Below are 26650 nucleotides of genomic sequence, written 5' to 3' on the forward strand. Positions count from 1 at the left end.
CATTTTGCTTATCAACGTGTGTACGAAGATAAGGTTTCAACTCAGAAGCCGTGTCTGGTTAGAAACGGTACTCGGCTAAGTTGTTGCTACTTTCTAGCATTTTCTCTGCAACATAGCGGTGAGTTGCTGTTGTTGGGTGCGTGACATCCCAGAACACAAACTTCTCAGCACCAGACGCCGCACACTCAGAGCGCAATGCGTGGGTGTACATGTAATCGACAGACGATGAGCGGTTGATGTCCAAACAAGGATCACTCGCGTTCACGAAACCGTGCTCTTCGGGCGCAGAAGTTAGCGTCTCGAACAAGGCGTGAGTATCAAACAACGTGATGTTGTAACCTTGCGCTTTGTAGTACATCGCTTGTGCCTTGATGAACTCGTTCATCTCAAGCACTTTCGCACGAATTTTGTCGATCTCTTCTTGTGTTGAGTACTTAAACTGAGGCGCTTTCGTCGCGTCTGGCAGTGTCATCAACATGAAGTTCTTCGCACCTGCGTCCGTCAAACGAATCAGTGCTTCTGCATAATCCGCTTTCACTTCTGGAACGCCACGGTTGTAGTTCATGAAGTCATTCAAACCAAACTCAAGCGTAAACAAGGTGTTTGCTGGTTTGTAGTTCTTCGCCAGTTTTGCGTAGGTTAAGTACGAAGAAACTTGATCACCAACCCCTGTTAGCGCGATGTATTGGTTCTCACCAGCCGCGCCGCCAACTGCCCAGTTGTAGAGCGGAAGGTTCTTCGCTTTGGCAATGTATTCTGTCCACACAAAACCGTTGGAGAAGTGACCTAAGAACCAGCTGTTCGGGTTAGGGAAGCGCCATTGTGATGCGTTAAAGATGTTGCCTGTATCAGACAAGCTGTCACCGAGTGCAACCACTTTGTTGATTTGATCTGGCTGCATTGCTGCGTCGTTGCTCCAGATCGTGTGGTTGTATGAGAAGCGATTGTCAGCGGCGAAGAACGTAATGTCTGCGTTCTCGTTCGCCAAATCTAATGTTGCTTCACAACGCTGACGGATAACGTTTTGCGACGTGTTGGTGTAGAACATGTTTTTAAATGAAACGGAGCTCCACCAGTAGCCGTCAATGGTGAAGTAGCTACCATCTTCGTTTTTTGCCCATTCCCAATCGGTCGCCGGATCATCTTTCGAGTAGCTGGTGCGATACCAACAGCGAACATAGGTATAGGTTTGGTTTTCTTGCGTGCTGATCACTTCAGACGCTGAAACCATTTCTGGTGATAAGGTTGGCTCTTCGGCAACTGCAGAAGCAAGCGGGAGTAATGCAGTTAATAGTGTGATTGTTTTTTTCATCATTCACTCTTCTTGTAATGGTTATTGACCCAAGCACATTGAAAAAATACTTGGCTATAACATTGTTTAGATGAGAATTTTTCTCACTAAACCCTCTAATTCTGAGTAAATACTCCAGACAGTCAACAACTAAATATTCATTATTTTGATTTTGGCATCACGGTCAAAAAAATCATTCAGCATAGCAATCGATTAAATGGCTCATATTTAGAATAATTACTCACTAACATTAATTTAACATGCACTTTTTGTTAAATAAGTGATTGCTTTATAAGGTTTTGTTGATGCTTTTTGATGTTAACTAAAAATGTTGATTGAATGATATTTTGTACAAATTTGTATATTCATGAAACAAATTGTTTGGCATTTTTGGACGATGAACTATAGCTGAGTGACTCATGTATACATCGCAATGATGATTTTTCATGAGGATATAGTGAATAAAAATTAGCTCAACTAAGGAATAGGGCAAATGCACTACACAACAAGTAAAAAACAAGGCTTATTTACATTGTCTGCTGTCGCCGTCGCGCTGACTGCTTCCATGTCAGCATTCGCGGCTCCACCGATGGGATTCGACGAATCCAAGTTGCCGACGAAATACATCGTCAAATTCAAAGAAGATCCGGTAAGCCGATCTTCGATGGGTGGCAACTCGTTTTGGGGACCACGTATCGCGCAAGAATCTGTTTTGCAACAGGTGAAAGCACGTAAAGTGGAAAAACTAGGTAACCGTGCCATTTACAGCGTTGAGCTGGATAGGGATGATCTTGAACCACTGCGTAACCGTGGTGATGTGGAATACGTAGAAGTCGATCCTCCGCGTTACCTGCTAAGTGAAACGGTACCTTGGGGTTACAACGCAGTGAATGCTCAGCAGTTGGATGACTTCAATGCAGGTAACCGCACGGTTTGTATCATCGATTCTGGCTACGATCTGTCGCATAACGATCTGAGCGGTAACCGTGTTGCTGGTACCAATGACAGCGGCACAGGATCATGGAGCGATCCTGGCAACAACAATGCGCATGGTACTCACGTAGCGGGCACAATCGCTGCGATCGCGAATACTGAAGGCGTGAAGGGCGTGATGCCAAACCAAAACGTGAACCTTCACATCGTGAAAGTGTTTAACGAAGCGGGCTGGGGTTACTCTTCTGGTCTTGTGAAAGCGATACAAACGTGTGCTGATAATGGTGCAAACGTGGTGAACATGAGTCTCGGCGGTAGCCAATCGAGCCGCACGGAGCAAAATGCGCTGAAAGCGATCTACGATCAAGGCGTACTGTTAATCGCTGCGGCGGGTAACGACGGCAATACTGCGCACAGCTACCCAGCGTCTTACGATTCTGTTATGTCAGTTGCAGCGGTCGATAATCAAAATGATCACGCGGCGTTCTCGCAAGCGACGGATCAAGTTGAAATCGCGGCGCCGGGTGTGGCGATTTTGTCCACCGTAACAGTAGGCGAAGGTAAGTTGTCTGACATTACGCTAAACGGTGTTAGCCAGTTTGACCGTGGCATCGTGCCTCATAACCGTTTGGTCCACAACGGCACTGAGTTTGTACCAGCACCAGTTGCAGGTTCAGTCACCGCGACATTGGCAAGCTGTGATGTGTCTGGTGGCAACTTCAACTGTGGCGACATGTCAGGCAAAATCTGTCTTACTGAGCGTATTGGTAATCAATCTTCAGGTACATACCCAGAGGTGGATGCAGTCCGAGCATGTTACAACGCAGGCGCAAGCGCGGCGATTGTATACAGCAACGCGGCATTGGCTGGGTTACAAAACCCATTCTTAGTTGACCAAAACAACGCTTATCGCATGGTGTCGGTGACAGTTGATCGTGCATTTGGTCAAGAGCTATTGGGTTACGTAGGCCAAGAGATCACGGTTGCAACTACTTCAGGTGAAGACTACGAGTACTACAACGGCACTTCGATGGCGACTCCGCACGTAACGGGCGTAGCTGGCTTGGTGTGGAGTTACCACCCAACGTGTACCGCAGCGCAAGTACGTAACGCGTTGATCAAAACCGCGACAGACATTGATGTTGCAGGTCGAGATAACCGCACAGGTCACGGCCTAGTGAATGCGGAAGCGGCGAAGCTGTTCTTGGATGCGGGCTGTAATGGTCCTGACGGTGGCGGTAGCTCTTCAGATTCTAGCTACTCAAACACTAACTCTGTTGCGATTCCTGACAACAAAACCTCTGGTGCCATCAGCGCACTGAATGTCGATCGCACTGGCGACTCAGGTACTGTAAGCATTGACGTAGATATTAGCCATACTTACATCGGTGACCTACGAGTGACTCTGACTTCACCGACAGGTGGACAAGTCGTGCTTCACGACAATACAGGCGGCAGCGCTAACGATATCAAAACCACTTTCCAAGTTGATTTCTCTGGTTTTGAATCACAAGGTTCTTGGGAACTTAAAGCCGTCGACAGTGCCAGAAGAGACACAGGTACAATCAACAGTTGGTCTCTGACATTTCAATAAGGAGTGACTATGAAGAAGCTGACCTTACTTTCCGTAACGGCGGGGAGTTTGACCGCGCTATTGGCGATTGGCATGAGCGCCACCAGCCTTGCCAACAACCAAGGCTTTCCTCTTGTGGATGAGCGTCCAACAAGTGCAGAGCAACAACCGGCTCGCTATTTTGTGAAATATCACAAAGGGAAAGAAAGCGAAGTGAGAGCGCTTCTTCGTCACAACAACCTTGAAGTGGTCGATGCTTTGGTGAAACAGCAAGTGTTGGTAGTAACCGGCTCTCAAGAAGATGTCGACAAGCTTTCCACCAGCGATGCGGTTGAGTACACAGAGCAAGAACCAACGAGAAAGTTGCTGTCCCAATAAGATAGCCTCAATAATAAAAAGGGGGGCTTTTTTTTGAGTGCTTTTCTATGGCTAAAGCCTCTCAGAGATGAATGCCGACGAGCCTAATTCCGCATTCATCAGAGAGAAAACTTAGCGAACAATCAAACCAAGTAGGATACCTACCGCGCCGAAGTCAGCATCACTGAATGTTGTGTTTGCAAAGCCAAGATCACCCAGTACTGGCATTAGGAATACAGGTAGGAAAGTAATCAGTAGACCTTGTGCAAACGCGCCTAGAATTGCGCCGCGACGACCGCCTGTAGCATTACCAAATACACCTGCCGCAGCACCCACAAAGAAGTGTGGAACGACACCTGGGATAATCACAGTAAGACCCATCACGTACAGCAGGAACATGCCCACTAGACCGGCTGCAAAGCTCGATAGGAAGCCCACCAATACCGCGTTTGGCGCGTATGGGAACACAACCGGACAATCCAGTGCAGGTTTTGCGTTTGGAACCAGTTTGTCTGAGATGCCTTTAAATGCAGGAACGATTTCTGCGATAACCATACGTACACCTTGCAGGATGACGTACACACCACCGGCGAATGTGATGGACTGCATCAGCGCAAACATAGACCAATGTTTACCACCACTGACTTCACGGACAAAATCACCGCCAGCGAACAAACACGTCACCATAAAAATGATGCCCATGGTGAACGAGATAGCCACTGGCGTATCGCGTAAGAACAACAAGCTCTTAGGGACATTCATCTCTTCAGTTGAGTGCTCTTTGTTACCAAACTTGCTGCCAATGAAACCAGCTAGGACGTAAGAAAGCGTTGAGAAGTGACCAATCGCAACGTCGTCTGAGCCTGTTACTTGCTTCATGTATTTGTGCGCAATTGCAGGGAAGAACACCATTACAGAACCCACAACCACAGAGCCAAGAGCGATCAGTGGAACACCTTTCATGCCGCTAGATGCCAGAATCGCCGCCACCATCATCGACATAAATAGCGTGTGGTGACCTGTTAGGAAGATGAATTTCCACGGCGTGAAACGAGCGATCAGAATGTTCACCAACATACCGAAGAACATGATCATCGCCATCTCTTTACCAAACGCTTCTTGCGCGATAGAGACGATAGCTTCGTTGTTTGGAACCACGCCTGTAATGCCAAATGCGTGTTGGAAAATCGTCGCAAAGTCGCCTAGCGAGCTCACAACTAAGCCTGCACCTGCGCCAAGCACGATGAAACCAAGAATGGTTTTTACCGTGCCTTTAATGCACTCGGTGACTGGTTTTTTCTGGGCAATTAAGCCGATTAGAGCGATGAGACCGACCAGAACCGCTGGCTCTGATAGGACATCGTTCATTAAGAAACTGAAGAATTCCATAACGCCACCTTATAGAGCGCCAAGCTCTTGAAGTGCCACAGATAAACGCTCTTTCATTGCGACTTTGTCGACCATGTTATCAAGCGCTACGATACGTTGCTCAACGCCAAGAGCTTCCAACTGTTCTGCAATGTCTTTTGTGCCGATGAAAATGTCGCAACTTGTGCCTTTTGCTGAGCCAAGATCGATGTGATCCACAGCGGCATCGACATTCAATTCTTTTACGATGCTTTTGATGCTCATTTCCATCATTAGGCTAGTACCAAGACCGTGACCGCAAACAACCATAATTTTCATAATTCAGACCTTTTCTTTTTTATAGGGGGTATACCCATTTGTGAATGGGGTATGTCAGGAGTAAAACTCAGTATTTATCGATGATCGCAAGAACATCTTCTTTGCTTTGAGCGTTGCAGATGGCCTCTACGTGCTCTTCATTCATAAACAATTCCGCCAGTTTCGAAATCGCATCAACGTGGCTATTACTGTCCGTTGCCGCTAGCGTGACCAGCATTTTTACAGGGTCATTTTCTTCAGAGTTAAAGTTGACGCCGTTTTGGATCACCGTGATCGCCAGTGACAAACGGTTAACGCCATCTTCAGGGCGAGCGTGTGGCATCGCCATACCCGGACCTACCACGTAGTAAGGGCCAAGCTCTTCGTGCGAGCGATAAATTGCTTCAACGTAACTTGGTTCTATCGCGCCATTTTCAATCAAAGCTTCACAAGATTTGCTGATCGCATATTTCCAGTCGGTTGCGTCAGAATGGATGCGAATGACATCAGAGGTAATCAGTTCACGTAGCATTGGAATGTTTCCGATTTGTTGTTTTGTTGCTGCGTACTTTATCGATCAATTTGCCAGAAAAACCTGAGAGTGATCACAAATGGTAGCGCTATCTGATAGCGCTACCATTAATTGTGATAGCGCTATCATTTTTATCAGGCATCGAAGTTTCATGTGCTGGTGTTCGAGTTCTAATGCGCTAATATCAAAACCATTAAAGCGGTGTGATAAGATGTCGCAGCTGAAATTAGAGAACATTAAATAAAAACAATGAGCGAACCTCGCAAACGAAGAAGTACCGGCAATGTCACTTTGGCTGATGTCGCCAAACAAGCAGGCGTAGGCACGATGACGGTGTCGCGAGCATTACGAACGCCAGAGCTGGTATCCGATAAGCTGAGAGAAAAAATTCAACAAGTGGTTGATGAGCTCGGCTATATCCCGAACAAAGCCGCAGGGGCACTCGCATCTGCAGAAAGTTATTCCATCGCTCTTATCATTCCGTCACTGTTTGAAAAAGCATGCGCGCATTTCTTACCAAGCTTCCAACAGGCGTTAAACAAAGCGGGTTATCAACTATTGCTGGGTTACAGCGACTACTCGATTGAGCAAGAAGAAAAGTTGCTTTCGACTTTTTTAGAGAGCCGTCCTGCGGGCGTTGTACTGTTTGGAAGTGAGCATAGTCAGCGAACGCATCAACTGTTAGAGGCATCAAATACGCCAGTGTTAGAGATTGCCGAACTGAGCTCAAAGGCCAGTTATCTCAACATTGGCGTGGATCACTTCGAAGTGGGTAAGGCCTGTACCAGACACCTGATTGAACAAGGTTTTAAGAACGTTGGTTTTATTGGGGCGCGCGGGAATCACTCGACGTTGCAACGCCAGTTACACGGTTGGCAAAGTGCGATGATTGAAAACTATCTCACCCCAGATCATTTTCTGACGACTCATGAAGCGCCATCTTCACAATTGGGTGCGGAAGGATTGGCGAAGTTATTGCTGCGCGATTCAAGCTTGAATGCTTTGGTGTGTAGCCATGAGGAGATAGCAATTGGTGCGCTCTTTGAGTGCCATCGCCGTGTTCTCAAAGTCCCGACCGACATTGCCATTATTTGCCTTGAAGGTTCTTCTATGGGGGAGCACGCTTACCCAAGTTTGACATCGGCAGAATTTGATTACGAGCGCATGGGCACCAAGGCGGCAGAAAAACTGTTGCATGCCATCAAAGGTGAGCCAGAAGAAAGGCCAACCAGTATGGGCTTTAAGCTAAAGCGTCGAGCAAGTACCGCGATTAATTGACCCCTCCGCTTTCCATAAATACAAAAAGCCTCTCAATATGGAGAGGCTTTTTACATTCTGAATTCACGAGCGAAAACTACGGACGTTCGCCCGCGGCTAGGCGTTGTTCGATATCTACGATCACCTCTGGCAGATCGGAGATGGTGTCGATTAAGTAGTGAGGTGCACTCTTGATAAACTTCGCGCGTGCTTTTTCACGAGCTTTCTCTAAGGTTGCTTCGTCTGCGGCTTGGTATTCTTCAAATGTCAGACCCGCTTCGTTACCAGAAAGCAGCAGACCCACCGTCCACATGCCCGCATTGTGACCTTCAAAGATGCCTGGTGCTGAATCGTCCACTTTGACGCATGCTTTAACGTCGGTTACACCAAGCTCAATCACGTTTTTCAGTGCCATAAACGGCGCAGGGCGACCACCTTGGGGCAGATCGTCTGTCGCGACAACATAATCTGGTTGGTAGCCGTAATCCGCTGCAACTGGAATCAGTACGTCCATCACCTCACGCGGGTAACCCGAACAAGAACCGATCTTAATGCCTTTGTCTTTCAGACCGTTTACCACTTCAACTGCGTTGAGGATTGGTTCTGCGTGGTCAGCCACTTTTGCTTTTTGCAAAGGCATAAATGCTGCGTAAATTGCGTCGATGTCTTCGCTGGTCATTGAGCGACCAAACTTTTCATTCCAACGCTTATCAACCGCAGGAATGCGACCCACAGCTTGGATGTGGTCCCACTTACCAAGCCCCATCGGCTCACGCGCTTCTTCAAGGTTGATGTCAAAATCAAAGCCTTGTTTAAACGCTTCCACAAAGATGCTGGTTGGCGCAAAAGAGCCGAAATCGACGATAGTACCAGCCCAGTCAAAGATCACTGCTTGAATTGGTGAGTTGCTCATGTTCAATCCTTTTCCTTGCTTGCCAGGGCGCTTGCCTCCACGTTGGAACGGCGCTCTGGATACATTGGTTTTTGTTGAGGTCAGTTGACCTTAAAAGTAGTTAAAGTCTTTACACACTTTGGCGATCGCTTCTTCGAAGATCGCCAATGCTTCTGTCAGTTGTTCGCGGGTGATGATCAGCGGTGGGCTGAGTTGAATCACGTTACCTTGCGATACCTTGAAACTCACTCCGTTGTTGAGGCATTGGTACAACACAGCTTCCGCTTCGTCATACGCGCGTGCTTTGCTCTCGTGGTCGGTGACCAACTCAATGCCCCACAACATGCCGATGCCACGCACATCACCAATCACTGGGTATTTGGCTTTCATCTCTAGCAGCTTTTCACGCATGAACTGGCTGTCGGCTTTGACATTATCTAGCAAGCCGCCTTGTTCAATGGCTTCCATGGTTGCCAGTGCTGCAGCACAACCGATAGGGCTTTTCTCATGAGTGTAATGACCCATGGAGATTTGCTCGGCAGTGTTGTATTTGTCTTTGGTTACCATGGCAGCGATAGGCACTAAACCTCCGCCCAAACCTTTACCGACGCAGAGCATATCTGGCTCGATGTCGTAGGCTTGGTAGGTGAACCATTCACCGCTGCGACCCATGCCGTTAGGAATGTCGTCGATGATCAGCATGACATTGTGTTTGTCACAGATTTCACGGATGCGTTTCCAGTAGGCTTTACTCGGCACTTGTACGTCGGTATTGCGAACCGCTTCTGCGATAAACGCGCCCACGCCACCTTCTTTTTCAATCACGTATTCAAGGTAGTCGGCGTAATGCACATCGCTACCATCAGCGACTGGGAAAGCGCCACGATAAGACACCGCGGGTGGAATGCGCTCAACGCCTGCCATTAATGGTCCCATGCCTTGACGGAAACACGCTTCACCGCCCACTGAGATGGCATCCAGCGATGCGCCGTGGAAGGAGTCCCACAGAGACACCACCTTGTAGTTGCCCGTGATGTGGCGCGCTAGTTTAAGTGCCATGCCAACCGCAGAGGTACCACCTGGAGCAAACAACACACGGTTCAATTCGCCACCACAGATTTGGGTGAGCTTTTCGGCACATTCAATCGCGGTTTCATTGGTAAAACGACGTGGAGAAAACGGCAGTTTGGCAATTTGCTCTTGCACACGTTTAATCACATGCGGATGACCGTAGCCCAACTGATGGACGTTATTGCCATGGAAGTCCATGTACTTTTTGCCCGTAGAATCTTGGATGTAGATGCCTTCTGCTGCTTCCAAGGTATCTAAGCAAGGCGTCGACATGGCTTGATGAAGAAAGACCTCCGAATCACGCTTCAACAATGCTTGCGTGCGTTCGTCGTCCATCGATGCATTCCAAGCTTGGCGCGCCGGTGTCGTGTTGACATCGCCTTCACTACGAAAATGGGTCGGTTTGATGTTCTGAGTCATAACGCTCTCTCAACCAGAAGGCTGCTTTACGCAACTTGCCAGTACATTGCTTTTTCAATCGCACCGATTAAGCGCTCGATATCTGCTGGGTAAACTTCACCAATGTTGCCGATACGGAAGCAATCTGCGTTCGATACTTTACCCGGATAAATCACGAAGCCTTGCTCTTTCAAACGCGTGTAGAACGCTTTGAATTGGTAATCACTGTGTGTTGGAGAGTAGAAAGAAGTGATGATTGGCGAGTGAAGGTCATCACTCAGTAGCGGTTCGAAACCAAGAGAGCGCATACCTGCAACCAGTGTTTTCTGGTTAGTTTCGTAACGGTTATGACGAGCCTCAATGCCGCCTTCTTGTTCCAGCTCTAGTAATGCTTGGTAGAAAGCGCGAACCGTGTGCGTAGGAGACGTGAAACGCCATTTGCCGTGGTTCACTTCCATGCAGTGCCACTGGTCGTAAAGGTCAAGGCTCAAAGAACGTGCCTGACCTTGGCACTTTTCGAGTTCCGTTTGTTTCGCAATCACAAAGCCAAAGCCCGGCACGCCTTGAATACATTTGTTTGCAGAGCTGATCATAAAATCGATGCCTAGTTCTGCGATATCGATAGGAATCCCGCCGAAGCTCGACATGGCATCGAGAATCACCACTTTGCCGTGCGCTTTTGCAGCAGAAGCAAATGCCTCAATTGGGTTAAGCATGCCAGTGGTTGTCTCACAGTGAACAATCGCCACGTGTGTGATAGCAGGGTCCGATGCCAATGCAGTTTCCACCTCGTTCAAGTGTGGCTGTGATGTTTCGCCTGGGGAAACTACATGGCATGGAATATTTAGGTAATCAGCGATCTGGGCGATACGCGCACCGTAAGCACCGTTGTCGACAACTAATAATTTCCCCTCTTTGCCAATGGCGCTGCCAATCGTGGCTTCTACCGACGCAGTGCCGCTGCCTTGCATTAGTACGCTGGTGTAGCCGTCTTGGTTGGTTGCCAGTTTTACAAGCTTAGTGCGGATCACTTCGACAATGTCTTTGTTGTATTCATCATCCCAAGTACACCAGTCTTTAAGCATGGCTTCACGAACGCTTTCAGAAGTGGATAAAGGACCTGGAGTCAGTAGTAGGTATTCGTTTTTCATCTCGATTTCCATCAGAATAATTTAATTGGTCTACACCAGAAATTGGATTCACTCTAGCAAGGATGAAAAAGGGTCGTAAATAGCCATTCAGTGAATTTCATAAAACTTTCATATCCAAAATTTCACCGATCAGTTGGTCGCCTATTTATCGATAATTTTCTCAAAACTGCCATTTTATGGTCATGAATTCGTCACATTGGCGAAGTAGGGTAATTAGCGTCAACTGGTACAGACCAAAATGAAAACTTAGCCAAATTAACTGGAGAAAATGATGAAAAACCGTTTGATGAAAGGATCGCTGGCTGCGCTTGTCTCTCTGCTTGCTACCAATGCAATGGCTGCACAGGAAGTGACGGTTTACACCGCTTTCGAAACTGACATTCTTGCTAAATACAAGTCTGCGTTTGAGAAAGACAACCCAGATATCAAGATTAAGTGGGTTCGTGATTCAACAGGTATCATGACGGCGAAATTGCTGGCAGAAAAGAATAACCCTCAAGCGGAAGTGGTTTGGGGGCTTGCTGGCTCGTCAATGGCACTGCTTAAAGATGAAGGTCTTCTTAAGCCTTACACACCAAAAGGTTTGGAAGAGCTGCACGCGAACCTAAACGACCCTCAATCAAACCAAGCTTGGTTCGGGAATGATGCGTTCTTTAACGCAGTTTGTTTCAACGAAGCGGTAGCGAAACAACTTAACCTGCCTAAACCAACGTCTTGGGAAGACCTAACGAAGCCGGTTTACAAAGGTCACATTGCAATGCCTAACCCAGCTTCTTCGGGCACTGGCTACATGCAGGTGTCTGCTTGGCTACAAAACATGGGTGAAGATCAGGCATGGAACTACATGCGTGACCTAGACAAAAACATTGCACACTACACACATTCTGGCTCTAAGCCATGCGTTCAAGCAGGTATGGGCGAAGTGGCGATCGGTATTTCGATGGCGAGCCGCGGCGCGAAGCTGAAAACACAAGGTGCACCACTTGCGGTTATCACACCTAAAGGCATTGGCTGGGAATCAGAAGCGGTTGGCCTAGTGAAAGAGTCGGATGCAGCCAAGCGTGTTGTCGACTGGTCAATCTCTAAAGCAGCAAATGAGCTTTACGTAGAAATGTACCCAGTGGTTGGACATAAAGAAGTGAAAGCGACCGTATCTAACTTCCCGAACGTTCAAGAGAACATGGCGAAGATGGACTTCGCGCAAATGGGCAGCAAGCGTGCAGAAATCTTAGCGACATGGTCTGAGAAATTTGACGCGAAATCAGAGCCAAAATCATAAGGGTTACGACAAATCCGATTGTCAAAAGGAGAGCGGTTGCTCTCCTTTTTGCATCTTGCGACAAGTAGAGGCACATTAATGGCCGGATACTCAGGTTGAAAAGAGGAAGTGCATGGAAATCCAACGTATTAATGCGGAGCAGACACTGCCGCTTCGACAGCAGGTTTTATGGCCAAGCAAAAGCATTGAGTTTTGCAAGGTTGATGAAGATGAAACTGGCTATCATTACGGGAGTTATGTGAACGGAGAGCTGGTGGGTGTGACGTCAGTCTTCTTCAACAATGGCGCAGCAAGACTAAGGAAGTTTGCTGTATCTTCAAGTCAACAAGGTAAAGGGATCGGCTCTCGAATGTTGGAGATGATGATTGAAGATGCTAAGGCGTTGAACGCAGAGGTATTCTGGTGCGATGCGCGTGAGTCTGCGTTGAGAATTTATCAGAAGTTTGGATTACAGAAGGAGGGCGAGCGCTTTTATAAATCAGACATTCCGTATTTCAAGATGAGTTTAGATTTAAGCGTTTAATATGGAGGGCGTTCATCTATTTGTCATCTTCTGGCTATAAATTTGTCATTGGAACGTAACACATAAAAACTAAAGTTGGTATATACCATTTGGAGTGTGTGTTATGTCAATTAACCAACCTTATCTGAACATTAAAAATGTAGTGAAACAATTCGGACAGTTCACTGCATTAAAGCAAATCTCACTGGCGATCGAAAAAGGCGAGTTCGTTTGTTTTTTGGGCCCTTCTGGCTGCGGTAAAACTACGTTATTACGTGCCATTGCAGGTTTAGATCTACCTACTTCTGGCGCGATTTTTCAAAACGGTCAAGAGACCACATTTCTACCACCAGAAAAGCGTGATTTCGGCATTGTGTTTCAGTCTTACGCGCTGTTTCCAAACCTCACCGTACAAGAGAACATTGCGGTGGGTTTGAAAAACCAAGGTATGTCAACCAAAGAGGCGCTGGAGAAAGTAGAGCAGTGGCTCGAAACGATAGGCTTACCAACCTCAGGGCAGAAGTTTCCTAACCAGTTGTCGGGCGGTCAGCAACAACGTGTGGCGTTAGCGCGAGCGCTTGCTTTATCTCCGGGACTGCTTCTTCTTGATGAACCTTTATCTGCGTTGGATGCGAAAGTACGTGTTCACTTACGTGATGAAATTTGTAAGCTGCAACGAAAGCTGGGCATCACTACCATTATGGTTACGCACGATCAGGATGAGGCGCTTTCGATGGCGGATCGCATCGTGGTAATGAACCATGGCGTAATTGAGCAAGTCGGCACGCCTCAAGAAATCTACCAACAACCGGCAACGCGCTTTGTGGCCGAGTTTGTCGGCAGCATGAATTTTATCGAGACATCTGTTGTGACCGAATCTCAGGTGCGTATTGCTGAGACTCTACTGCCAGCACCAAGTTTAACCAATCGTAAGATTCAACGTGGTGACCGCTTTGATTTGGCGGTACGTCCCGAGAACATCAAGTTTGTCGAAAACTACCGCAACTCGCTGCCTGTACGCATTACCGCTACCGAGTTTTTGGGCGCATTTTTCCGCGTGGATTGTGAGCTACAAAACGACAGCCAAGCGAAACCAATCGTTGTTGATGTGCCAGTCGAGACGGTGCAAAACCTCAATATTCGCATTGGTGATGTGCGTTACATCCAGTTCTTGGAAAGTGGCTTGCACGGCTATGTAATCCCTTCTCAGGGGAATGCGTTTACAAAAGCGTTGGCGGCATAGGTGCAAACATGGATGCGAAGACAATGACGATGAATAGCCTGACGACTCAAGACAAAGCGAAATCAATGATGGGACGCATTAGCCGCGACAATATCGTGCTGTTTGGCTTGTTGGCGGGTCTTTCCACGATGATGATTTTGTTCATCTTGATGCCATTGTGGGCGATGCTGGCCAAAAGCGTACAAAACAGCGATGGAGAGTTTGTTGGGTTAGCCAACTTTGCGACTTATTTTTCTTCTTCAAGTTTGTGGGTTTCCGTTGGTAATACGTTTAGTTTGGGACTCGTTGTAACGACGGTGGTCGGTATTCTGGCCTTTGGTTACGCTTATGCACTCACGCGTTCATGCATGCCATTTAAAGGTCTATTTCACATCTTAGGTACCGCGCCAATCCTTGCTCCCTCACTTTTGCCTGCGATCAGCTTGATCTTCCTCTTTGGCAATCAAGGGGTTGCGAAAGAGCTACTTGGTGGTCACTCAGTGTATGGTGTGATTGGTATTTCAATGGGGTTGATCTTTTGGACCTTTCCTCATGCTCTGATGATTTTGACCACTTCGCTGCGTACTTCCGATGCCCGTTTGTATGAGGCCGCTCGTGCTCTAAAAACCTCACCGATGAAGACCTTTTTTATGGTGACGTTACCTGCGGCGAAATACGGTTTGATCAGCACTCTGATTGTCGTATTCACGTTGGTGATTACCGATTTTGGTGTGCCGAAAGTGATTGGCGGAAGCTATAACGTTCTGGCGACCGACATCTTCAAACAAGTGGTGGGCCAGCAAAACTTTGCCATGGGTGCAGTAACCAGCATCATGCTGTTATTTCCTGCGGTAATGGCGTTTGGTGCAGATCGTTGGGTGCAGAAAAAGCAAAAGAGCTTGTTTGATACTCGCTCTGTACCTTATCAACCAGAACCCAACAAAACGCGTGATGGCCTTTGCTTTGTATACTGTTCACTGATTTCTGTCGCAGTACTGGCAGTGTTAGGCATGGCGGTGTACGGCTCTCTAGTGACATTTTGGCCGTGGAATAAAGCGCTGACTCTAAACAATTACAACTTCGCAGAGATGAGTACCTATGGCTGGAGCCCGTTCTTTAATTCTCTCACTTTAGCTGGTTGGACTGCGCTGATTGGTACCGCTGTGATTTTTGTCGGTGCCTACTGTATTGAAAAAGGTCGTGCGTTTGGGCCAGTTCGTCAGGCGATGCAAATGCTGAGCGTGGTGCCAATGGCGGTGCCGGGCATGGTTTTGGGTTTAGGATACATCTTTTACTTCAATGATATGAACAACCCATTGAATGTGCTTTACGGTACGATGGCGTTTCTGGTGATTAACACCGTAGTGCACTATTACACAGTCGGCCACATGACAGCGTTAACCGCTCTCAAGCAACTGCCTTCAGAGATAGAAGCGACGGCAGCATCGGTCAAGCTGCCTCAGTATAAGTTGTTCTTCAAAGTGACCTTACCGGTTTGTATGCCTGCTGTTTTGGACATCGCAACCTACTTGTTTGTTAATGCATTGACCACCACTTCTGCGGTAGTATTCCTGTACTCAACCGATACGATTCCTGCTTCGGTATCGATTCTAAACATGGACGATGCAGGCCAAACGGGCGCAGCTGCTGCGATGGCCGTGATGATCATGATTGCAGCCGCGATTGCGAAGATCGTGCAGATGACGTTGGGGAAGTGGTTAGAAAGTCGCACTCAGGCTTGGCGTAAAAGATAAGGACACCTCGTGCAGTACGTAAAAATTAAAGATTCGATTGTTGAACAGATTGAAGCGGGCATGCTATCACCGCGTCAGAAATTGCCTGCGGAGCGCAAGTTGGCGGAGTCGTTCGACACAACCCGAGTTACGTTGCGCGAAGCGTTGTCGTTATTGGAAGCCGAAGGACGAATTTATCGTGAAGATCGCAGAGGCTGGTTTATTTCACCTGAGCCACTACGCTACGACCCTACTCAAACACTTAATTTTCCGAACATGGCGAAAGCGCAAAATCGCGTGCCAAAAACGGAGCTGATTGCGGCAAAGGGGACTTTAGCTAACAAGCAATCTGCGCGCTTGTTACAACTGCAGCCGTTCTCTGATGTTTTTCGTGTCGACCGCGTTCGATATTTGGAAGACAGACCTGTGGTGTATGTGACCAACTATATTCGCCCAGAGATCTTCCCCAATTTATTGAGCTTTGATTTGACCAACTCGCTGACCGACATTTATCGCGAGCACTTTGGTGTGGTGTATCAGAAGACGCGTTACCGTATTTCTACCAGTACCTTGCTTGGTGAAGTCGCGCAAGCGTTGCGAGCAACCTCTGGCACTCCTGCAATGGTTGTTGAACGTACTAACTATAACCAACATGGCGAGTTAATTGACTGCGATATTGAATACTGGCGTCACGATGCCATCAGTATTGAGTCGGTAGCAGAGCTCAATCACTAATGTTCGCATTTTCATATTCAAAGGCTCCATCTCGGAGCCTTTGTTTTATCTAAACAGGAAAACAAATGGATTTTTTGGCAATCGCACTCGTTGTATTTTCTGCGGTTTTGCATGCTGGCTGGAATATCTTGGGTAAAAGCCATTCCGGATCAGGCGTGGCATTCACGATGGCTGCAAGCCTGTCTGCTTGTGGAGTGCTTACCCCATATCTGATTTGGTATTTAACCACGCTCGGTTGGACTTCGTTGCCAGTTGAGTTTTGGGGAATGCTGGCTTTTAGTGGAATAGCGCAAATTGTGTATCTCGTCGGTTTGATCATGGCGTATAAACATGCCGATGTTGGTGTGATTTACCCAATTGCACGCGCTTTGCCGGTCATGATGGTGGGAGGGTTCAGTGTTGCACTCGGCCATGCGCTTTCATCTCAACAGTGGCTTGGTTTTGTGTTGATCACCTTTGGCTGCATTTTGGTGCCGTTGACTCATGTTCGCCAAGTTTCTTTGGTGGCATATCTAAATGTAGGCGTGTTTTGGGCGTTGATCGCGGCAATTGGCACGACAGGTTACTCTGTGGTGGACAAAGAGGCGTTAATACTACTGACTCAACAAGCATCAACTATGTTTGACGATCCATACAGCGCGATCTTCTATCTTGGTGCGCAGTTTTGGGCGATGGGCTTACCCGTTTTACTTTGGTGTCTGATCACCAGAAATGATCAAGAGTTGCAAGCAGCTTGGCGAATCCGAAAAAGTGCAAGTATGGCTGGCATTATGATGGCATCGACTTATGGATTGGTTCTGTTTGCGATGACGATGACAGACAACGTGAGCTTAGTTGTCGCGCTGCGCCAGATCAGTATCGTATTTGGTTTATTGATGGGCATTTGGTTGCTTGCGGAAAAATGGTATCTCACCCGAGGTATCGGTGTGGCTTTCATCCTGGCAGGCATTGTGTTGTCTTTAGAAGGTGCTTGAAGCACATAAACTAAAGGCACCGGAATTCAGGTGCCTTAGAAAAGAGGGATGAGTTAGAAACGCATTTGTGCGCCAAACATCACGCCACCAGAATCAAAATCGCTGTTTTTGGCGTAATTGTATTCTAAGTTCAAACCAAAGTGTTTATAGCCCCAAGCGACACCTGCTGCGGCTTCTCCGCCAAGGCTAGACTCGTCATATTCTTTATTTTGGCCATTGTTTTTAAGCGTGTAACTTAACGTGTAGTAAGTGATACCGCCTTTACCGTAAAGCTCAAAACCAGCACCCAAAGGGTAGCTTACGTAACCGCTGATTCGCGGACCGCCATAACTCACGTCGGTGATTTCTGATATTGGGCTAATGAGTACAGAACCAATGCCGTTAAACGCGCCTTTGTAACCTGCTTCAAGGCCGAAGTTTTGGTCGAACATGTAACGGTAATACACATCCCCTAAGAACATGTCGCCGTCATCATGGCCATTATTGACGTCGTAACTGACGTCACCATAGCCTAAATTCGCCCCCACAATGTGTTTGGTTGGCTCGGCATGAGCGGTGACAGAAAGTGCGGACAACAAGTATGCTACGGCGTATTTGTAAGACATAAGGACTCCGAATAGTAAACGAATAAACAAGATGTCGCGTGATACGCTGGATTAACGCAGACGCGTCGCAAACTCAGCTTTGGTGTTGTCTAGCCACTCATAACGACGGCGGTACATCGAGCGTTTAGAGCGAGACATTCCCTCAGTATCGCGGCGCGTATCATTCACTTTTAATGCGTAGAAATGGCGGTTGTATTCAATGCCTCCCAACTCTTGCCATAGTGCGTCGTAGTCAGTTTTGATGCGTCCTTTACTGTAACGTCGTGCTGCGTATGTGTGAGATTGCGTTTTTACGGCGAGTATGGTGTTTACTTCCCAGACTTGAGCGATGAGTGTTAGCAAACTCACCATCAAGCTTTTTGGTCGCTGACCGTACAGTTTTCGAGTCAGTTTTTTGATTTTTGCGTTGTTTTCTTCACTGCTTCGAGGGCCTTGTAGGCCACCAATCATAATGCAGCGCCCAGTGTCTACATGACCAACGGTAAACGAAAGTGTGTAGAAGTTGCCGTCTTCAGCGCTGTGCAGCACAAGACTCATGTCGCCTTCTTTTTGGTAACGTGCTTCGTAAACCAATCGAACCGAGTACTCGATGTCATCGATTTCAAATGAGGTCAGCGTTAAGCCTTTTGAATCGGTGTAAATCTCGGCAATGGTCTCTTTAGAAAGCAGTTCTGAAATCGTTTTGTAGTGATCAACCACCAAGTTGGAGCGATCAAAAGCAGAGTTATTCTTAATGATGTACGGGCGAAACGGTTTTTCTAGGAATCGGTGTGTACGCGTACAAAGCATGTCTAACAAAGACGATTCAATGTTGTTCGCAAGGTGTTTGAATGCTCGTTTGTAGTAAAGCGCACGCATGATGAACTTCATTCTATATACCCAAATAGGGTTATAGGTGTTGGCGTACTCATCAGCATAGATCACTTTGGTATGATCAAAAATGGATTTATTTGCAGTCATTTTCACTCCCGACTCACTTAAGAGCTTGTCTTAACTGGGGTTCTGTTTTAACAGCACGAGAAATAACAGCGAGGAACACGAAAATGGAGAGATGCACAAGGCATAAATAGGAGGTGTGTTCTTGCTGATTCCAACGTACTCAAAATTAATTTTGAACAGTGTTCGTTTGTTCGGGATTCTAAGAGAAAAACCACGGCAGGTATTGTATGAGTGAGTAAGGAAGTGTCAGGACACTTTGCCGCGTGGCGTCATTTTTTCTTACGCGCAGCGATAGTTTTTCTTGCTCGTTGAAACTGCGCATCGTTTGTACAGTGAGTTTCTCGAAAACAAGTTCATGAATGACACGAAGGAAAAACAATGGCACACCTATCTTACTGGTTTAAGCAAGCGCTTGAACTTGAACAGCCTCAACCAGCTAAGCCACTGAATGAAGATATCGACGCTGATGTCGCGATTATTGGCGGTGGTTACACCGGACTTTGGACCGCCATTATGATCAAACAGCAAGCACCGAAAAAACATGTTGTTGTGATAGAAAAGGGTCTGTGCGGCAGTGGCGCGTCTGGAGCGAATGGTGGTTGCATGCTGACTTGGTCGACAAAGTTTCCGACCTTAAAACGTTTGTTTGGTGAAGCTCAGGCTGCTTGGTTAGTCAAAGAGTCCGAACAAGCCGTGCTTGAAATTGACGCGTTTTGTAAACAGCACCATATTGATGCTCAGTTGTCGCTTAAAGGCGTGTATTACACTGCAACAAATCACGCGCAAGCGGGCTGCATGCAACCTGTCGTCGATGAGCTTTCACGTTTAGGCGTCAATAGTTGGCGTCGCTGCAAAGAAGATGAGCTGCACGCGAATACAGGCTCGCCCCGTCATCTTGAAGGTTTCCATTCTTCGGTTGCTGCTAGCGTCCAGCCCGCCTTGCTGGCTAGAGGTTTGCGCCGAGTCGCATTAGAAATGGGGATCGAAATCTTCGAAAACACACCAATGACCAAATTGGATTTTGGCCAACCAGCTACCGTGTACACCCCTGACGCACAAATAAAAGCGAAGCAGGTCGTGCTGGCATTAAACGCATGGATGGTGGAGCACTTTACACTGTTCAAAAACAGTATCGTGGTGGTTTCTTCCGACATGGTCATCACCAAACCGCTTGGTGAGTCGTTACGGAAAACGGGCTGGCAAGCGGGAACGAGCGTGTTGGATTCGCGTATTTTTGTTCATTACTACCGCGATACGCCAGATGGTCGCCTCATGTTAGGCAAGGGAGGCAATCAGTTCTCTTTCAACAACCAAGTGGACGTGATGTTCAATAAACCAACTCGTTATCAAAATCTTCTAAGGAAGTCATTCGATAAACTTTTCCCGAGTTTGAAAGAGGCGGAGTTTGAATACTCATGGACAGGAGGATCCGATCGCTCAACTTCCGGCTTTCCATTTTTTGGGAAGTTGAACGAGCAACGTAATGTCTTTTATGGTTTTGGCTATTCAGGTAATGGTGTTGCGCAGACTCGCATGGGCGGAAAAATCCTCTCTTCTATGGTGTTAGGGTTGGATAACGAATGGACTCGAAGTGGCTTAGCCAAAGGACCATTGGGGCATTTCCCTCCAGAGCCGTTTCGCTGGATTGGCGCAATGACGGTGCGTAATGCGGTACGCCGAAAAGAAGAGGCAGAAGATTGTGGTCAAAAGCCATTTATCTGGGATAAGTGGCTGGCAAAACTTGCAGGGCCAGCAGGCAAAGCGGATAAGCTCGACTAAACTGAAGACTTTAGCCACAAACGAGACAGTTTGCAGTGAAAGTCGTTGGGGCGGGCTTTCGCCTTGTGTTAGCCTCTCTCTTTCAAGCTCAGATTCAAAAGGTGAGTAACAGAATGAAAATATTCAGCAACTTCGACAGCGGTAGCATCCATGTCGTTAAAGCGGATGATAAAAATGACATCCAACTGAAAATCCCTAACGACAACATGTCGGAATTCTACCAATGGTTCCACTTCCGCTTAGAAACTGAAGCAGAGCAGTCTCACACCATCAAACTGCTCGATCTAGCGAAGTCAGCATACCCTGAAGGTTGGCAAGGTTACGACGTTGTTGCGTCTTATGACCGTGAAGAATGGTTCCGTATTCCTGCTGAATTTGATGGTGACACATTAACGTTTACTGTGATCCCAGAGCGCAGCTCTATCTATTTCGCATACTTTGCACCGTACACTTATGATCGCCATCTCGATCTACTGCACATGGCGCAAAGCGCGCACCACTGCAAGCTGGATACACTGGGTCATACCCTAGATGGTAACGACATGAGCCTACTGATTTTTGGTGAGCCAGAAGAAGGCAAAAAGAAAATCTGGATGATCGCGCGTCAGCATCCGGGCGAAACCATGGCCGAGTGGTTTATGGAAGGTATGATTCAGCGTCTGCTGGATGAAAACGATACGGTTGCCCGTGCATTACTTGAGAAAGCAGTGCTTTACGTTGTACCTAACATGAACCCAGATGGTGGTATTCGTGGTCACCTACGCACGAATGCGGTTGGTGTAAACCTAAACCGTGAATGGCAAACGCCTTCAATGGAGAAAAGCCCAGAGGTGTTCCTTGTTCGTGAACGCATGCTCGAAACGGGCGTGGATATGTTCTTAGATGTTCATGGTGATGAAGCGATCCCATACAACTTTGTTGCAGGCTCTGAAGGCATCCCATCGTACGATGAAAACTTAGCGGCGCTGGAAAATGCATTCAAACAAGCACTGTTGACTATTACGCCAGAGTTCCAAGATGAAATTGGCTACGACAAAGACGAACCAGGCAAGGCAAACCTGACGGTTGGTTCAAACTGGGTTGCCGAGCAACTTAAGTGCTTATCGTACACAATTGAGATGCCATTCAAAGACAATAACAACCACCCTGATCCGTTGTACGGTTGGTCTCCTGAGCGCAGCGTGATGTTTGGGCAAGACGTGCTTGCAGCAACACTTGCGGTGAGCGACAAAATTTAAATGCAATAGTTCCACTGCATTGATTCATTACCGAACAGCTCATCTTTGATGGGCTGTTTTCTTTCCTGTTATTCGCATTTCTTATTGTAAAAATTAGTTGCCATTCATCCATTTACTGAGTTCTTCTCAAGTTTGAGAAACTGCAAAAATAGGGTGATTTGCCTCACAGAAAAGTGCTAAGAGTGTGATATTCTCCGCAACGAATTGACTATGGCTAAACCAATGTCGTTGGATTTTCTCCTCAAATGAGAGCCCACGTTTAGATAATTAACGTGTGATCGAGAGGTGGTGGTATCCGTGTTACATCATTGGCGTTCGAATATCATTTTTTTGATTCCTTCCTACGAAATTTAGCTGTTTCTATTCAACTAAAAAGAGAAAGTTGCGGCTTCACATGATAAGCAGCGACTTGCTTAATTTGTGTTGCTTTGTGTACAAGAAAAAGGAAAAAAATAATGAAAAAAATCGCTATTGCAGTGGCTACTGTACTTGCTGGTGGTGTGATATCTAACGTTGCACTTGCTGACACTTACATTGGCGGTAAAGTAGGTTACAACTCTCTAAATGATGCATGTTACCTAAACGAACCTTGTGACGACGACAGCTTTGCAGCTGGTATGCACATTGGTTACAACTTCAACGAATACGTTGCTGCAGAATACGGTGTTGATTACCTAGGTGATTTCACGGCTAACTTCAAAAAGCCGGGTTTAAACACAGTTGATGGTGACCTTTGGGCGTTGACTCTAGCTCCTAAATTCAACCTACCTCTAACAGATTCTTGGAACCTGTTTGCTAAAGTAGGTGCGGCTTACATGATGGCTGGTGATGAGAAAGACTTCGTTCCAACTGGCTCGCTTGGTGCAGAGTACAAAATCAACTACAACTGGAGCCTACGTGCTGAATACCAACGTTACCAAGACATGTCTGACGACATCATTGATGACATGGATTCTGACTTCTTCGGTATCGGCTTCAACTACAAGTTTGGTTCTGAGCCAGTAGTTCAAGAAGAAGCAGTTGAAGAAGTGGTAGAAACACGTCCATCTACTCGTATCGTTGAGCACGTGTACCCAGCTCAAACAGCAACAGTACAATTCGGCCTAGAAAGCGCAGAAGTGAAAGATGCATCAGCACTTTCTGGTACAGTTGATCTAATGAACACTTACCCACAAGCTAAAGTTGAGATCACTGGTTACAGTGACACAACGGGTTCTGCTCAGTACAACCAACAGCTAACTGAAAAGCGTGCTAAAGCGGTTGCTAATGAATTTGAAGCGAAAGGTATCGCTGCTGACCGTATGACAGTTAAAGGCATGGGTGAAGCAAACCCAGTTGCTAGCAACGAAACTCGTCAAGGTCGCGAAGCGAACCGTCGTGTAGAAGTAGTTGTTCCTGCGTTTGAATACCAAACGACTGAACAAGCTCAATAATTTGTTGCTATAGCCAACAAAGCAAAAAGCCAGCGTTTATCGCTGGCTTTTTTGATCTTGTCTTCAAACTTATGCTTGCATGGAACCGAGACGGTTGTTGGGCTGTATATTGAAATGACGGCGGCGGCGTGCGCTTTGCTTGTTGTTCATCATTCTGTCATCACAGATTCATAATATCGATGCTCCGTTTAGTAGGAGAGCATGATGCAAAACCTCCCACCACTTAATGCCCTGAAAGCCTTTGAAGCAACAGCCCGTTTGCGAAGCTTTACAAAAGCTGCAAAAGAGCTAAATGTCACTCGCGCGGCGGTTAGCCAGCAAGTTAAATCATTGGAACTTCAGTTAGACGCGATACTTTTTGAGCGCAATGGTGCGCAGCTTTTGTTAACACAAGCGGCCCAAGCCTATTTGCCTGTTGTTAGCCAGACTTTGCAGATGCTATCTGTAGCAACTCAACACCTTTTTGCTCGCCAGAAAAATACTCAACTGACGCTTCATGTCGCTCACAGCTTTTGTTCTCAATGGTTAATGCCGCGCTTGGCCGATTTTCATCGTCAGCACCCTGATGTCGTGGTAAAAATTTCAACGACCGCCAACACGGTACCGAATGCTAGCGCCATTGCGGATGTGGAGATCATCAACGGTTATGGAGATTGGCAATCAGAGCAGGCTGTTCAACTTACCCAAGAAAACTGGATAGTGGTGGCGAGCCCTGGTTTTTTAAATCTTAATTCGGTCATTCATCTCACCGATATCGCGCTAGCGCCAAAACTGTGCACGGGCGGATACCATGAATCGTGGCAAGCTTGGCTGCGTTTTCAGGGCTATAAAGGCAAAGTGAGTAAACCTATCGCCGAGTTTGAACATTCCTTACTAGCCATTCAAGCGGCGGTGAATCAGTTAGGCATACTGCTTGTAAGGGACTTTTTAGTGGAGGATGAGCTACAACAAGGACTTTTGGTTCCGATTGGTGGATGGTCCATGCCAAGCGCCAGCGCGCATCATATAGTGGTAAGGGAAAGCGATAAACCGCAAGTTGAGGCTTTTACTCATTGGGTCATGCAAAGTCTATAAGCTTAAAAGTCCTGCATCTTCGAATAAGTGAAAGTGGTTTCCTGCGATTGAGCTAACAAAGTTGGGTGCTTTTTGGTCGGTAGTTAAAACAAGATTCGTTACTTAAGGTATAAAATGACGCTTGTTTCAATCGTCGCCCCAAATCTGATCGAACAAGGGAAAGTCATGGAAATGCTACAAGGTGGTCGGGATAATGCCATTTATCGTACAGGTGATCGCGTTAGTCGTCCGGCAAGCTCTTGGACGATGACCGTCCACCAGTTGTTAAATCACCTTCATTCCAATGGATTCACGCAATGCCCCAAAGTGATTGGGATTGAGGGTGGTAAAGAGTGGTTGAGCTTTGTGGAAGGAGATACCTTCAACTATCCACTGCAAGGTTCTATTGCTTCTGTTACTGCACTTTTATCCGCGGCCAAAATGTTGCGTAGAATGCATGATGCTTCAGAAGATTTTCTCATTTCACATCAAAGCGAAGTGTGTCATTGGATGTTACCTGATCGCGCTCCCCAAGAGGTGATCTGTCACGGGGATTTTATGCCATACAATGTTGCACTAAATGGTGAAACCGTGGTTGGTGTATTCGATTTTGATACCGCACATCCTGCTCCTCGTTTATGGGACGTTGCTTTTTCCATTTACGGTTGGGCTCCTTTTAAAACGGATGAAAATGACCGAATGGGCAACTTGGAACAGCAAATTCAACGTGCCAAGCTGTTTTGTGACGCGTATGGCTGCTCGAAACTAGAGCGAGAAAATCTGGTGGATGTGATGACGTTAAGGCTCACGGCTTTGGTTGATTACATGAGATTCATGGCAAGCAACAGGGATGAGAGATTTCAAGCCAATTTGGAAGAGGGACATCACATCGCGTATTTGCAAGATATCGATTATCTGCGTCAACATCACCAAGCGATTACTTTGGGCATACTAAAAGAACGTTAGTTTGCAATCACGTGTTTAACCTTATCAAATAACCATAGATTTAATGGTGCATGTTGCTGTGAACGCCGACAACTCATCACGTAGCTGACATTCAATTCTAAGCGGTTCGGTAGTGCGATACTTCTGCATCCTTGCGGGACATGGTCACTCATCGTGATACCGAAATGATCGGTTTGAAGGATGATTTTGTGGATCATCGCTGGGTGTTCTATTTCCACTTTTGGCGACGCATTAAAACCAATGTTCTTCAAGCGTTCCAACAGAGGGTATCGGTAGTCATTCCATCCTGGTGTTTTGAAGAGTAAAAAGGGGTAGAGCTGCAAGTCATCAAAATCTTGCGCTGGATGCTCTTTGCGAACAAAAAAGACGGCCTTTCCTTTTCCCAACTCTTTTTGTGCGACCGATTGAGGTAAGTCCTCATCAAAGTAGTGGATTGCGACCGCATTTTTACCATCTATTAAACGGTTTTTAGCTTCGTTTCCCCAGCGCAGAAACGAAAATTTGGCTCGAGGTGCTTGTTTTAGCAGGCTCAAGTAAAGCTCATCGCCGAAGTAATCCCAAAATAGCGTGTTGGCATAAATCGACAGTTGCCCATCAAAGGTCTCTGGGGAAAAGTTTTGCGGCTTAATGGAGTCCACACTCATCAGAATCTGTTCGAAGTGTGCCATGTTTGTTTCGACAAACGTCGTCGGCTCAAAGCCATGTTTCGTTTGCACAAACAGAGGATCATCGAACTGGGTTTTCATCTTGGTGAGGTTTTTACTGATGGCTCCGGATGTTTTTCCTAACGACTCTGCGACTAACCGAACATTGCGCAGCTCATACATGCGCTTCAGCACAAGAATGTTTTGAATATCCAGATTAATCGCCATTCTTTACTCCAACAATTCGGCTCGCTTCACATCATAGCGTTGAGCTGATCATCCAAAGACATCAAACGGTCAATTTTATTGAGGCATCTATCCGGAAGTGAAGAAAGGGGATTTCCATTTGGTAAATCAGGAGTTTCCTCGTCTTGCCCCCTTTACGTTGATACTGTTTCTACATCGAAACAGGTACAGACAATAACAG

Annotated in this window: 24 protein-coding genes; 14 read left to right on the forward strand and 10 right to left on the reverse strand. The window is 46.8% G+C overall.

Going from position 1 to position 26650, the window contains the following annotated elements; genetic code table 11:
* Positions 1–58: 58 nt before the first annotated feature.
* Positions 59–1315 carry a type 2 secretion system lipase gene (locus OU793_RS11010; RefSeq protein ID WP_017448010.1) on the reverse strand — a complete coding sequence of 419 codons (1257 nt, stop codon included), beginning with the start codon at positions 1313–1315 and terminating at the stop codon, positions 59–61.
* A 469-nt stretch (positions 1316–1784) separates the two neighbouring features.
* Between OU793_RS11010 and OU793_RS11015 the strand changes: the two genes are divergently transcribed.
* Both OU793_RS11015 and OU793_RS11020 read left to right on the forward strand, forming a co-directional pair.
* Positions 1785–3818, forward strand: a complete 2034-nt coding sequence (locus OU793_RS11015; RefSeq protein WP_159404271.1) for a S8 family serine peptidase — start codon at positions 1785–1787, stop codon at positions 3816–3818.
* A 9-nt stretch (positions 3819–3827) separates the two neighbouring features.
* Positions 3828–4175, forward strand: coding sequence for a hypothetical protein (locus OU793_RS11020; protein ID WP_005464009.1), 348 nt, complete (start codon positions 3828–3830; stop codon positions 4173–4175).
* 111 nt (positions 4176–4286) lie between these two features.
* Here OU793_RS11020 and OU793_RS11025 read toward each other — a convergent pair whose 3' ends face one another.
* From OU793_RS11025 to OU793_RS11035, 3 genes are all read right to left on the reverse strand, one after another.
* Positions 4287–5543 (reverse strand): PTS ascorbate transporter subunit IIC, encoded by a 1257-nt coding sequence (locus OU793_RS11025; RefSeq protein ID WP_005463995.1) that lies wholly within the window; start codon positions 5541–5543, stop codon positions 4287–4289.
* 9 nt (positions 5544–5552) lie between these two features.
* On the reverse strand, positions 5553–5840 hold the full coding sequence (locus tag OU793_RS11030) for a PTS sugar transporter subunit IIB (RefSeq protein WP_005463968.1): 288 nt from the start codon (positions 5838–5840) through the stop codon (positions 5553–5555).
* A 67-nt stretch (positions 5841–5907) separates the two neighbouring features.
* Complete coding sequence (locus OU793_RS11035) at positions 5908–6351, reverse strand: PTS sugar transporter subunit IIA (RefSeq protein ID WP_159404272.1); 444 nt, start codon at positions 6349–6351, stop codon at positions 5908–5910.
* A 249-nt stretch (positions 6352–6600) separates the two neighbouring features.
* Between OU793_RS11035 and OU793_RS11040 the strand changes: the two genes are divergently transcribed.
* On the forward strand, positions 6601–7629 hold the full coding sequence (locus OU793_RS11040) for a LacI family DNA-binding transcriptional regulator (RefSeq protein ID WP_005463961.1): 1029 nt from the start codon (positions 6601–6603) through the stop codon (positions 7627–7629).
* A 76-nt stretch (positions 7630–7705) separates the two neighbouring features.
* Here OU793_RS11040 and phnX read toward each other — a convergent pair whose 3' ends face one another.
* The 3 genes from phnX to phnW form a co-directional block, all read right to left on the reverse strand.
* Positions 7706–8521, reverse strand: a complete 816-nt coding sequence (phnX, locus tag OU793_RS11045) for a phosphonoacetaldehyde hydrolase (protein WP_140173235.1) — start codon at positions 8519–8521, stop codon at positions 7706–7708.
* A 90-nt stretch (positions 8522–8611) separates the two neighbouring features.
* Positions 8612–9991, reverse strand: coding sequence for an aspartate aminotransferase family protein (locus tag OU793_RS11050; RefSeq protein ID WP_159404273.1), 1380 nt, complete (start codon positions 9989–9991; stop codon positions 8612–8614).
* Between the two features lie 26 nt (positions 9992–10017).
* Positions 10018–11121, reverse strand: coding sequence for a 2-aminoethylphosphonate--pyruvate transaminase (gene phnW, locus OU793_RS11055; protein ID WP_159404274.1), 1104 nt, complete (start codon positions 11119–11121; stop codon positions 10018–10020).
* Between the two features lie 268 nt (positions 11122–11389).
* Here phnW and OU793_RS11060 point away from each other — a divergent pair, with 268 nt between their 5' ends.
* The 6 genes from OU793_RS11060 (at position 11390) to OU793_RS11085 (ending at position 17566) form a co-directional block, all read left to right on the forward strand.
* Positions 11390–12400, forward strand: a complete 1011-nt coding sequence (locus tag OU793_RS11060; RefSeq protein ID WP_025533230.1) for a putative 2-aminoethylphosphonate ABC transporter substrate-binding protein — start codon at positions 11390–11392, stop codon at positions 12398–12400.
* Between the two features lie 112 nt (positions 12401–12512).
* On the forward strand, positions 12513–12923 hold the full coding sequence (locus OU793_RS11065; protein WP_159404275.1) for a GNAT family N-acetyltransferase: 411 nt from the start codon (positions 12513–12515) through the stop codon (positions 12921–12923).
* 103 nt (positions 12924–13026) lie between these two features.
* On the forward strand, positions 13027–14145 hold the full coding sequence (locus OU793_RS11070; RefSeq protein WP_005481435.1) for a putative 2-aminoethylphosphonate ABC transporter ATP-binding protein: 1119 nt from the start codon (positions 13027–13029) through the stop codon (positions 14143–14145).
* 8 nt (positions 14146–14153) lie between these two features.
* Positions 14154–15878: a putative 2-aminoethylphosphonate ABC transporter permease subunit gene (locus OU793_RS11075; RefSeq protein ID WP_069511688.1), complete on the forward strand. Its 1725-nt coding sequence runs from the start codon at positions 14154–14156 to the stop codon at positions 15876–15878.
* A gap of 9 nt (positions 15879–15887) precedes the next feature.
* Positions 15888–16592 carry a phosphonate utilization transcriptional regulator PhnR gene (phnR, locus tag OU793_RS11080; protein WP_005463955.1) on the forward strand — a complete coding sequence of 235 codons (705 nt, stop codon included), beginning with the start codon at positions 15888–15890 and terminating at the stop codon, positions 16590–16592.
* Between the two features lie 65 nt (positions 16593–16657).
* Positions 16658–17566: an EamA family transporter gene (locus OU793_RS11085; protein WP_140103345.1), complete on the forward strand. Its 909-nt coding sequence runs from the start codon at positions 16658–16660 to the stop codon at positions 17564–17566.
* Positions 17567–17619: 53 nt separating this feature from the next.
* Here OU793_RS11085 and OU793_RS11090 read toward each other — a convergent pair whose 3' ends face one another.
* Entirely contained in the window at positions 17620–18171 is a 552-nt protein-coding gene (locus OU793_RS11090; RefSeq protein WP_058966303.1) for an outer membrane beta-barrel protein, read from the reverse strand.
* Positions 18172–18222: 51 nt separating this feature from the next.
* A complete protein-coding gene (locus OU793_RS11095; RefSeq protein WP_005481513.1) occupies positions 18223–19131 on the reverse strand; it encodes a VirK/YbjX family protein in 909 nt (302 codons plus the stop codon).
* Positions 19132–19488: 357 nt separating this feature from the next.
* Between OU793_RS11095 and OU793_RS11100 the strand changes: the two genes are divergently transcribed.
* The 5 genes from OU793_RS11100 (at position 19489) to OU793_RS11120 (ending at position 25579) form a co-directional block, all read left to right on the forward strand.
* Entirely contained in the window at positions 19489–20889 is a 1401-nt protein-coding gene (locus OU793_RS11100) for an FAD-dependent oxidoreductase (RefSeq protein ID WP_140103346.1), read from the forward strand.
* A gap of 113 nt (positions 20890–21002) precedes the next feature.
* A complete protein-coding gene (locus OU793_RS11105; RefSeq protein WP_180793875.1) occupies positions 21003–22127 on the forward strand; it encodes a carboxypeptidase family protein in 1125 nt (374 codons plus the stop codon).
* Positions 22128–22582: 455 nt separating this feature from the next.
* Positions 22583–23560, forward strand: a complete 978-nt coding sequence (locus tag OU793_RS11110; protein ID WP_015312861.1) for an OmpA family protein — start codon at positions 22583–22585, stop codon at positions 23558–23560.
* A 204-nt stretch (positions 23561–23764) separates the two neighbouring features.
* Entirely contained in the window at positions 23765–24634 is an 870-nt protein-coding gene (locus tag OU793_RS11115) for a LysR substrate-binding domain-containing protein (protein WP_005497957.1), read from the forward strand.
* Between the two features lie 165 nt (positions 24635–24799).
* Entirely contained in the window at positions 24800–25579 is a 780-nt protein-coding gene (locus OU793_RS11120; protein ID WP_025622331.1) for a phosphotransferase enzyme family protein, read from the forward strand.
* Here the strand turns inward: OU793_RS11120 and OU793_RS11125 are convergent.
* Positions 25576–26451, reverse strand: coding sequence for a LysR family transcriptional regulator (locus tag OU793_RS11125; RefSeq protein WP_140103348.1), 876 nt, complete (start codon positions 26449–26451; stop codon positions 25576–25578). The genes OU793_RS11120 and OU793_RS11125 overlap by 4 nt on opposite strands.
* Positions 26452–26650: the final 199 nt, after the last annotated feature.

Source organism: Vibrio sp. VP6, assembly GCF_028823755.1.
In the GTDB taxonomy this organism is placed as follows: Bacteria; Pseudomonadota; Gammaproteobacteria; order Enterobacterales; family Vibrionaceae; genus Vibrio; species Vibrio parahaemolyticus.

Coding starts and splice junctions, on each gene's coding strand:
- OU793_RS11025 (WP_005463995.1), bottom strand. CDS start 5,543: ATGGAATTCTTCAGTTTCTTAATGAACGATGTCCTATCAGAGCCAGCG.
- OU793_RS11125 (WP_140103348.1), bottom strand. CDS start 26,451: ATGGCGATTAATCTGGATATTCAAAACATTCTTGTGCTGAAGCGCATG.
- OU793_RS11095 (WP_005481513.1), bottom strand. CDS start 19,131: ATGACTGCAAATAAATCCATTTTTGATCATACCAAAGTGATCTATGCT.
- OU793_RS11070 (WP_005481435.1), top strand. CDS start 13,027: ATGTCAATTAACCAACCTTATCTGAACATTAAAAATGTAGTGAAACAA.
- OU793_RS11090 (WP_058966303.1), bottom strand. CDS start 18,171: ATGTCTTACAAATACGCCGTAGCATACTTGTTGTCCGCACTTTCTGTC.
- OU793_RS11040 (WP_005463961.1), top strand. CDS start 6,601: ATGAGCGAACCTCGCAAACGAAGAAGTACCGGCAATGTCACTTTGGCT.
- OU793_RS11015 (WP_159404271.1), top strand. CDS start 1,785: ATGCACTACACAACAAGTAAAAAACAAGGCTTATTTACATTGTCTGCT.
- OU793_RS11010 (WP_017448010.1), bottom strand. CDS start 1,315: ATGATGAAAAAAACAATCACACTATTAACTGCATTACTCCCGCTTGCT.
- OU793_RS11100 (WP_140103346.1), top strand. CDS start 19,489: ATGGCACACCTATCTTACTGGTTTAAGCAAGCGCTTGAACTTGAACAG.
- OU793_RS11120 (WP_025622331.1), top strand. CDS start 24,800: ATGGAAATGCTACAAGGTGGTCGGGATAATGCCATTTATCGTACAGGT.
- OU793_RS11075 (WP_069511688.1), top strand. CDS start 14,154: ATGGATGCGAAGACAATGACGATGAATAGCCTGACGACTCAAGACAAA.
- OU793_RS11030 (WP_005463968.1), bottom strand. CDS start 5,840: ATGAAAATTATGGTTGTTTGCGGTCACGGTCTTGGTACTAGCCTAATG.
- OU793_RS11085 (WP_140103345.1), top strand. CDS start 16,658: ATGGATTTTTTGGCAATCGCACTCGTTGTATTTTCTGCGGTTTTGCAT.
- OU793_RS11110 (WP_015312861.1), top strand. CDS start 22,583: ATGAAAAAAATCGCTATTGCAGTGGCTACTGTACTTGCTGGTGGTGTG.
- OU793_RS11115 (WP_005497957.1), top strand. CDS start 23,765: ATGCAAAACCTCCCACCACTTAATGCCCTGAAAGCCTTTGAAGCAACA.
- OU793_RS11050 (WP_159404273.1), bottom strand. CDS start 9,991: ATGACTCAGAACATCAAACCGACCCATTTTCGTAGTGAAGGCGATGTC.
- phnW (WP_159404274.1), bottom strand. CDS start 11,121: ATGAAAAACGAATACCTACTACTGACTCCAGGTCCTTTATCCACTTCT.
- OU793_RS11020 (WP_005464009.1), top strand. CDS start 3,828: ATGAAGAAGCTGACCTTACTTTCCGTAACGGCGGGGAGTTTGACCGCG.
- OU793_RS11035 (WP_159404272.1), bottom strand. CDS start 6,351: ATGCTACGTGAACTGATTACCTCTGATGTCATTCGCATCCATTCTGAC.
- OU793_RS11105 (WP_180793875.1), top strand. CDS start 21,003: ATGAAAATATTCAGCAACTTCGACAGCGGTAGCATCCATGTCGTTAAA.
- OU793_RS11065 (WP_159404275.1), top strand. CDS start 12,513: ATGGAAATCCAACGTATTAATGCGGAGCAGACACTGCCGCTTCGACAG.
- OU793_RS11060 (WP_025533230.1), top strand. CDS start 11,390: ATGATGAAAAACCGTTTGATGAAAGGATCGCTGGCTGCGCTTGTCTCT.
- phnX (WP_140173235.1), bottom strand. CDS start 8,521: ATGAGCAACTCACCAATTCAAGCAGTGATCTTTGACTGGGCTGGTACT.